This window comes from Actinoplanes sp. NPDC051633, assembly GCF_040681735.1.
Taxonomy (GTDB): domain Bacteria; phylum Actinomycetota; class Actinomycetes; order Mycobacteriales; family Micromonosporaceae; genus Actinoplanes.
The window spans coordinates 1-8154 of sequence record NZ_JBFAZH010000248.1 but is presented as its reverse complement, the minus strand read 5'-3'; the positions used below and the strand labels follow the sequence as shown (position 1 = coordinate 8154).

The window sequence follows — 8154 nt, the reverse complement described above, 5'->3', positions numbered from 1 at the left end:
GTCAGCCCGGCCAGCCCGCCTGGAACCAGCACGAGCCCACGCACTGCCAGCCGCCGGTCCAGCCCGGCTACCCGGCTCAGCCCGGCTACCCGGCGCAGCAGGCGCCGCCGCCCGGCTGGGGCCAGCCCACGTCCGCGCCGCCCGCCCCGCCCGCGTCGCCCGCACCCGGCGCGCCGACCGTGCCGGGCATGTACGGCTCGCCGGCCCTGCACGACCCGACCCAGGTCGTGCCGCGCTCCGAGCCGGCCCCCGCGCCGGCTTCGGCGCCCCCCGCCCCGACGTCCGCCCCGACGAGCTCGGCCCCGCCGGCCTCGGCCCCGCCGTTCTCGGACCGCACCCAGGTGATGCCCGAGAACCGGCCCGGCTTCGGCCCGGCCGACCAGGACCCGCCGCGGTACTGACCGCCGATCGCCGGGCCCGGTGACGAGGGTGTCCCACGCCACTGGGTCCGGGCCGGGTCAGTGGTCTCGAACTCGACCTAGGCTGCAAGGTGTGGCTGACGTAACCGAGGCGAGCATCCGTCGCGCCCTCCGGCGTGCCTCCGACGGCAAGGCGATCGATGCCGATGAGGCGACCGCGCTGCTCGCCGCGAGGGGTAAGCAGCTCGACGACCTGCTGGCGATCGCGGCCGGCATCCGCGACGCCGGTCTGCGCGAGGCCGGGCGGCCGGGTGTCGTCACGTACTCGAAGAAGGTCTTCATCCCGCTGACCCGGCTGTGCCGTGACCGGTGTCACTACTGCACCTTCGCGACCGTGCCGCACCGCCTGCCGGACGCCTTCCTCGAGCGTGACGAGGTGCTCGCCATCGCGCGCGAGGGCGCCGCGCAGGGCTGCAAGGAGGCGCTGTTCACGCTGGGCGACCGGCCCGAGGACCGGTGGCCGGCGGCGCGCGAGTGGCTGGACGCGCGCGGCTACGACTCCACGCTGGACTACGTGCGCGCCTGCGCGATCGCGGTGCTCGAGGAGACCGGCCTGCTGCCGCACCTCAACCCGGGCGTGCTGAGCTGGGCCGATCTGCAGCGGCTCAAGCCGGTCGCGCCGAGCATGGGGATGATGCTCGAGACCACCGCGACCCGGCTGTGGTCGGAGAAGAGCGGGCCGCACTTCGGCTCGCCCGACAAGGAGCCGGCGGTCCGCCTGCGGGTGCTCGACGACGCCGGCCGGGTCGGCGTCCCGTTCACCACCGGCATCCTGATCGGCATCGGCGAGACCCCGGCCGAGCGGGCCGACGCGATCTTCGCGATGCGGCGGACGGCGCGGGAGTTCGGCCACATCCAAGAGGTCATCATCCAGAACTTCCGGGCGAAGCCCGACACGGCGATGCGCGGCATGCCCGACGCCGAGCTGCACGAGCTGGCCGCGACCGTGGCGGTCGCGCGCATCATCATGGGCCCGCGGGCGCGCATCCAGGCACCGCCCAACCTGATCGACGCCGAGTTCGACCTGTTGCTGCGGGCCGGCATCGACGACTGGGGCGGGGTGTCGCCGGTGACGCCCGACCACGTGAACCCGGAGCGGCCGTGGCCGGCGATCGACCACCTTCGCGCCCTGTCGGAGAAGTCCGGCTTCACCCTGCGCGAGCGGCTCACCATCTACCCCGAGTTCGTGCGCCGCGGCGAGGGGTGGCTCGATCCCCGGCTGAGCGTCCATGTGGCCGCGCTGGCCGGGCCGGACGGGCTCGCCGACGAGAGCGCGATGCCGGTGGGCCGGCCCTGGCAGGAGCCGGACGACGCGTACGCGGGTGGACGGACCGATCTGTTCGCCACCATCGACACGACCGGCCGCACCGACGACCGGCGCGGCGACTTCGACAGCGTGTACGGCGACTGGGCCGAGGTGGCGGCGCACGTCCGGGCCGCGCCCAAGCTGCCCACCGACGTGCTGGCCGGGCTCAAGCTGGCCGCCGAGGATCCGGCGGCCCTGCTGCTGGAGTCGAACGAGGACAAGGCGCTGGCCCTGTTCAACGCCGACGGCTCGGCCCTGGACGAGCTGGCCCGCATCGCCGACGACCTGCGCCGCGACGTCAACGGTGACGAGATCACGTTTGTGGTGAACCGGAACATCAACTTCTCCAACGTCTGCTATGTGGGCTGCCGGTTCTGCGCGTTCGCCCAGCGGGAGCGGGATGCGGACGCGTACCGGCTGTCGGTGTCGCAGGTGGCGGACCGGGCCGAGGAGGCGTGGCGGGACGGCGCTTCCGAGGTCTGCATGCAGGGCGGGATCGACCCGAAGCTGCCGGTCACCGCGTACGCCGACCTGGTGCGCGCGGTGAAGGAGCGGGTGCCCGGGATGCACGTCCACGCGTACTCGCCGATGGAGATCGTCACCGCGGCCGCCAAGGCCGGCGTGTCCGTGCGGGAGTGGCTGACCGGGCTCAAGGAGGCCGGCCTGGACACGATCCCGGGCACCGCCGCCGAGATCCTCGACGACGACGTGCGCTGGGTCCTGACCAAGGGCAAGCTGCCGGCCGCCGCCTGGGTCGACGTGGTGTCCACGGCGCACGAGGTCGGCATCCGGTCCAGCTCGACGATGATGTACGGCCACGTCGACCACCCGCGGCAGTGGCTGGGCCACTTCCGGGTGCTGGCCGGCGTGCAGGACCGCACCGGCGGCTTCACCGAGTTCGTGGCGCTGCCGTTCATCCACACCAACGCCCCGATCTACCTGGCCGGCATCGCCCGCCCGGGGCCGACCTGGCGGGAGAACAGGGTGGTCCACGCGATGGCCCGGGTGCTGCTGCACGGCCGGATCGACAACATCCAGTGCTCCTGGGTCAAGCTCGGCGACGAGGGCACCCGGGTGATGCTCGACGGCGGCTGCAACGACCTCGGCGGCACGCTGATGGAGGAGACCATCTCCCGGATGGCCGGGTCGGAGCACGGATCGGCGCGCACGGTGGCCCAGCTGAAGGAGCTGGCGGCGGCCGCCGGTCGCCCGGCCGTGGAGCGGACCACGGTGTACGGTCGCCGCTAGATCACAAATCGGGTAAAATCGGACCAGACGCGCCGCGTGGGCGTTACCAATCGCCCGCTCCGACAGATAGGGCAGGAACGGGACCACGAGGCGTCCGGACGCTTCGGGGAAACGGGCCTATTTATCAGGTTCGGCTTGACGACGCACGCATTACACGCGTGTAATTTCGGTGGGGTTGCGGGAAAGAGGGGCGGGAGCGCCTCCGGACCGCAAGAAACACGCCGCGTGCGTGGGGGGTCAGCGCCGGCTTCACGGCCGGCGCAGGAAATTGGAGGCACGCCGATGGAACCGCAGGTGGAAGGGGTCGACCTGCTGGGGGACGCACCCGAGTGGCAGGAGCGGGCGCTCTGCTCGCAGACCGATCCTGAGGCATTCTTCCCGGAGAAGGGCGGCTCGACGCGCGAGGCGAAGCGCATCTGCGGCCGCTGCGACGTCAAGGGGGAGTGCCTCGAGTACGCCCTGGGTCATGACGAGCGCTTCGGGATCTGGGGTGGGCTCTCCGAGCGGGAGCGCCGCAAGCTGAAGCGTCGAGTGGCGTAACGAGCCGGCTCAGGCCAGCTCGTCAGGGTCCACGCCGAGCAGGTTGGCGACCTGCTCGATGATCACATCGTGGACGAGGTCGGCGAGGTCCTCACGGTCCATCGCCCGGAATTCCAGCGGTCGACGGTACAGCACGATCCGCGGGGGCAACTCCTGGCGTCCCGGACGCCCCGGCAGCAGCCGGGCCAGCGGGACCTCGCCGTCCTCGAGCACGTCGGAGTCGTAGACGTTGAGCTCCGGCGGCACGTCCTCAACGGCGAACTCGACGCCGGCCAGCTCCTTGGCATAGCGCCGCTCGAGGCTCTCGACCGTGTCCAGCACCAGGTCGTCGAAGATCTCCGCCTTGGTCCGCGCCAGCGGCACGGTCGCCGGCACCAGGCGCCCGCGCAGGCCGCGGCCGTGGCGATCGCGGCGGGCCGGCCGCCCCGGTCCGGCGGAGCGCGCGGCTCTGGGCGACCCGCCCGGATCGGCGGTCCGGCGGCGGTCGGGACTGGTTGTCACGCATGAACTGTAGTCCCGTCACAGCGCGGTAAGTGCTCAGGCCGCGGCGTCCGAGTTTCGTCATCACGAATTCGCCTATTTGGGACGGCGTGTCGGATCGTCATGGCCGAATTGTGATGCATGGTGGTACGGCGTGTCGCGTCTGGCGAACTCCGCGGAGCGATAACGTGCCGCCGTGAGGTCCCCACGGCGCTGCTCCCGCAACGGCTGTCCGAGACAGGCGGTCGCCACCCTGACCTACGTCTACAACGACTCCACCGCCGTGGTCGGGCCCCTCGCCGCCTTCGCCGAACCCCACACGTACGACCTCTGCGAACCCCACGCCCGCAGCCTCACCGCCCCCCGAGGCTGGGATCTGGTCCGCCACGACGGCGACTTCGCCCCGCCCCCGCCCACGACGGACGACCTGGTCGCGCTGGCCGACGCCGTCCGCGAGGCCGCCCGCCCGGCGCCGCCCCCGCGCCCGGACGGCCACGACACGATCCACCAGACCGGCCGCCGCGGCCACCTGCGGGTCATTCCGCCGGCCTAGGTCAAGGCCATTCGGAGACCGTTGTCGAATTGACCGGCTGGTGTAGTTTCTCCGCGTTGTTGAATGCTTCCCCCAGTGGACGGAGCACAACGTTGCGGACGAAGAGGGTTGTTGCGGGCGCGGTCGCCACGGTGGTCGCCGCCGGAGTCGTGTCGGTCACGATGACTGCCGACGCCGAGACGGCTGAGCCGGTGGCGCTCGCCGAGTTCCTGCAGACCACGATGGACGGGCTGGCCTTCCAGGAGGTCCTCGACCTCGCGCCGCCATCGTCGACCGCGTCGGCGACGGCCGCGCGGACGGCAGCTGTCGACAAGGATGCCGCGCCGCGGGTGAAGGCCCTCGCGGACCCGGAGCCGATCTCGCAACAGCCGCAGATCGACGCCACCGTCCTCGAGCTCGACGCCGACGGCCGGATCGCCGGCTCGGCGACCGTGCTGATGAGCCCGCAGCACCAGCAGGGCGTCGTCGTGCCCGTCGACGAGAACCACCACACCACGGCGGTAAGGTGGCGGCAGTGGGACGACGCCGGCTGGTACGCCAACCGGGCGCAGGGGACGATCGACGTGGTGCCCGGCCGCGAGGGCGCGCAGTTCGACTTCATGTCGCCGTACCCGGCATCGGTCCTGAAGTTGATGGTGACCTTCGGCGTGCTCCGCCTGGTCGACCAGGGCGAGATCGCGCTCGACGACACCTACGCCTACCGGCCGACGGCGATCAGCTCGCTGTGCGGCAACGCGAGCCGCGACACGATCGGAAACTACATCGACAGGTCGCTCACCGAGTCGTCCAACGCGGCGACGTGCGCGCTGGTCAAGATGATGCACGACCACGCCGCGGTCGACGGCCTCAACCGGCAGTTCCAGGAGCTGGGCCTCGAGACGCTGCAGCTGAAGAACACCAACCCCGCCAACGGCGGCCGCTGGGGCAACCCGGTGACGATGAGCTCGCTGGACACCGCCAAGCTGCTGGCCGTGGTGAACGGCGGCGCCGGCACCCTGTGGACCACCCCGGCGGGCGAAGCGGTGAGCAGGGACGTGCTGTCCGATTCGTCGCGGGGGTTGTTCCTCGCCGCGCTCGGTCAGCAGGGTTGGAACTGGATGTTGTCGACGCCCAACTACTGCGGGCGCGAATACCCGGCGGCGGGCATCCCGCAGGTCGTCGCGGACCGGTGGGTCGGCGCGGACGGCACGGTCACGGTCGCGGGCAGCGCCTTCGGCCAGGATGTGCGGCCGTGCAACGAGGCGGCGGAGGTCACCTTCGCCCACAAGCCGGGCTGGGTCGGCAACTCCGGCGCCGACGCGGGCATCGTGAAGTCGTTGCCCGGCAAGGCGGGGCGGCACTACATCGTCGCGGTCTTCTCCAACCTGGGTGACCAGTATCAGGACCCGGGCCGCCCGGCGACGCCGGCGGGCACGGTCCCGGTCGAGTTCACCGAGAAGTTCGCGAAACTGGGCGCGGCGATCGACCGGTACGAGGCGGGCCGGGCCGCCACGCCATGAGGTGAAGCTCTCGCCGGCAGGCGACGACGAGCTGTCCGCCCGGCGACCAGCACAACGCGGTCGCCGGGTGGGGCAGCTTCGTCAGGCGGCAAGCTCGGCCAGCTCCTCCTCGGTGAGCAGCCGACTGCGGATCAGGAAGCGGACACCCTCCGGCGCCTCCAGCGAGAAGCCGGAACCGCGGCCGGGCACCACGTCCACCGTGAGGTGCGTGTGCCGCCAGAGCTCGAACTGCGACTTCGACATCCAGAACGTCACCGGCTCGTCGATGCCGTCGACCTTCAGCGACTCCAGCAGCACGTCCGACGAGCCGGTCCGGAACTCGCCCTCGACGTAACACATCGGGGCGCTCCCGTCGCAGCAGCCGCCGGACTGGTGGAACATCAGCGGACCGTGTTGCACCCGCAGCGACCGCATGAGGTCGGCCGCCGCGGGTGTCACATCTACTCGGGTCACGGGCATGGCCTAGAAGAACCCGAGGGCCTTGGGCGAGTACGACACGAGCAGGTTCTTCGTCTGCTGGTAGTGGTCCAGCATCATCTTGTGGTTCTCGCGGCCGATGCCGGACTGCTTGTAGCCACCGAACGCGGCGTGCGCCGGGTACTGGTGGTAGCAGTTCGTCCACACCCGACCGGCCTTGATGTTGCGCCCGGCCCGGTACGCGGTGCTGCCGTCGCGGGTCCACACGCCGGCGCCGAGGCCGTAGAGCGTGTCGTTGGCGATCTTGATGGCGTCCGCGTAGTCCGAGAACGACGTGACCGAGACGACCGGGCCGAAGATCTCCTCCTGGAAGATCCGCATCGAGTTGGAGCCCTCGAAGATGGTCGGCTGCACGTAGTAGCCGCCGGAGAGGTCCCCGCCGAGATCCGCGCGGGCGCCGCCGGCCAGCACCTTGGCGCCCTCCTGCCGGCCGATGTCCAGGTAGGACAGGATCTTCTCGAGCTGGTCGTTGGACGCCTGCGCGCCGACCTGGGTGTCGGTGTCCAGCGGGTTGCCCTGCTTCAGGTTCTCCACCCGCTTGACGCCGGCCGCCATGAAGTCGCTGTAGTGGCCCTGCTGGACGAGCGCGCGCGACGGGCAGGTGCAGACCTCGCCCTGGTTGAGCGCGAACATCGCGAAGCCCTCGAGCGACTTGTCGAAGAAGTCGTCGTCGGCCGCCGAGCAGTCGTCGAAGAAGATGTTCGGGCTCTTGCCGCCCAGCTCCAGCGTGACCGGGATCAGGTTCTCCGACGCGTACTGCATGATCAGGCGGCCGGTCGTCGTCTCGCCGGTGAAGGCGACCTTGGCGACCCGGCTCGACGACGCGAGCGGCTTGCCGGCCTCGGCGCCGAAACCGTTGACGATGTTCAGCACGCCCGGCGGCAGCAGGTCGCCGATCAGCGACATCAGGTAGTGGATCGAGGCCGGGGTCTGCTCCGCCGGCTTGAGCACCACCGCGTTGCCGGCGGCCAGGGCGGGCGCCAGCTTCCAGGTCGCCATCAGGATCGGGAAGTTCCACGGGATGATCTGCGCGACGACGCCCAGCGGCTCGTGGAAGTGGTAGGCGACGGTGTCGTCGTCGAGCTCGGCGAGGGAGCCCTCCTGCGCGCGGATGGCGCCGGCGAAGTAGCGGAAGTGGTCGATCGCCAGCGGGATGTCGGCGGCGAGGGTCTCGCGTACCGGCTTGCCGTTCTCCCAGGCCTCGGCGACCGCGATCTTCTCGAGGTTCGCCTCCATCCGGTCGGCGATCTTGTTGAGGATGTTGGCGCGCTCGGCGGGCGAGGTGCGGCCCCAGGCGTCCGCCGCGCCGTGCGCCGCGTCCAGCGCGCGCTCGACGTCCTCGGCGGTGCCGCGGGCGATCTCGCAGAAGTTCTGGCCGTTGACCGGCGAGGGGTTCTCGAAGTACTGGCCCTTCACCGGCGGGACGTACTCACCGCCGATGTAGTGGTCGTAGCGGGACTCGTAGTTGACGATCGCGCCGTCGGTTCCGGGCGGGGAGTAAATGGTCATGCTTCGCCTCCATCGGGTGATGGCCGTCACGCTAATGACGGGGACGTTGCACGGACGTTGCAAGACACCCCCGCGGCCCGCACACAAAGTGGTAGCCCACGGACGCATCCGCGAGGCGGATGC

Annotated in this window: 7 protein-coding genes and 1 pseudogene; 5 read left to right on the top strand and 3 right to left on the bottom strand. The window is 71.0% G+C overall.

Going from position 1 to position 8154, the window contains the following annotated elements; all coding sequences use genetic code 11:
- The 3 genes and pseudogenes from AB0M20_RS16300 to AB0M20_RS16290 form a co-directional block, all read left to right on the top strand.
- Nucleotides 1-401 (top strand): annotated as a pseudogene (locus AB0M20_RS16300) (hypothetical protein); the annotation flags it as partial.
- A 91-nt stretch (nt 402-492) separates the two neighbouring features.
- Complete coding sequence (locus AB0M20_RS16295; protein ID WP_364298788.1) at nt 493-2973, top strand: bifunctional FO biosynthesis protein CofGH; 2481 nt, start codon at nt 493-495, stop codon at nt 2971-2973.
- Nucleotides 2974-3255: 282 nt separating this feature from the next.
- Nucleotides 3256-3513: a WhiB family transcriptional regulator gene (locus tag AB0M20_RS16290; RefSeq protein ID WP_364298786.1), complete on the top strand. Its 258-nt coding sequence runs from the start codon at nt 3256-3258 to the stop codon at nt 3511-3513.
- A 9-nt stretch (nt 3514-3522) separates the two neighbouring features.
- Here AB0M20_RS16290 and AB0M20_RS16285 read toward each other — a convergent pair whose 3' ends face one another.
- Nucleotides 3523-3888, bottom strand: coding sequence for a metallopeptidase family protein (locus AB0M20_RS16285; protein WP_364298790.1), 366 nt, complete (start codon nt 3886-3888; stop codon nt 3523-3525).
- 301 nt (nt 3889-4189) lie between these two features.
- Here AB0M20_RS16285 and AB0M20_RS16280 point away from each other — a divergent pair, with 301 nt between their 5' ends.
- Both AB0M20_RS16280 and AB0M20_RS16275 read left to right on the top strand, forming a co-directional pair.
- On the top strand, nt 4190-4546 hold the full coding sequence (locus tag AB0M20_RS16280; protein WP_364298784.1) for a DUF3499 domain-containing protein: 357 nt from the start codon (nt 4190-4192) through the stop codon (nt 4544-4546).
- Nucleotides 4547-4638: 92 nt separating this feature from the next.
- The gene (locus tag AB0M20_RS16275; RefSeq protein ID WP_364298782.1) at nt 4639-6045 is read left to right on the top strand and encodes a serine hydrolase; all 1407 of its coding nucleotides are present in this window, start codon (nt 4639-4641) and stop codon (nt 6043-6045) included.
- An 81-nt stretch (nt 6046-6126) separates the two neighbouring features.
- Here AB0M20_RS16275 and AB0M20_RS16270 read toward each other — a convergent pair whose 3' ends face one another.
- Together AB0M20_RS16270 and adh are read right to left on the bottom strand one after the other, a co-directional pair.
- The gene (locus AB0M20_RS16270) at nt 6127-6504 is read right to left on the bottom strand and encodes a DUF779 domain-containing protein (RefSeq protein WP_364298780.1); all 378 of its coding nucleotides are present in this window, start codon (nt 6502-6504) and stop codon (nt 6127-6129) included.
- A 3-nt stretch (nt 6505-6507) separates the two neighbouring features.
- Nucleotides 6508-8031, bottom strand: a complete 1524-nt coding sequence (adh, locus tag AB0M20_RS16265; RefSeq protein ID WP_364298778.1) for an aldehyde dehydrogenase — start codon at nt 8029-8031, stop codon at nt 6508-6510.
- Nucleotides 8032-8154: the final 123 nt, after the last annotated feature.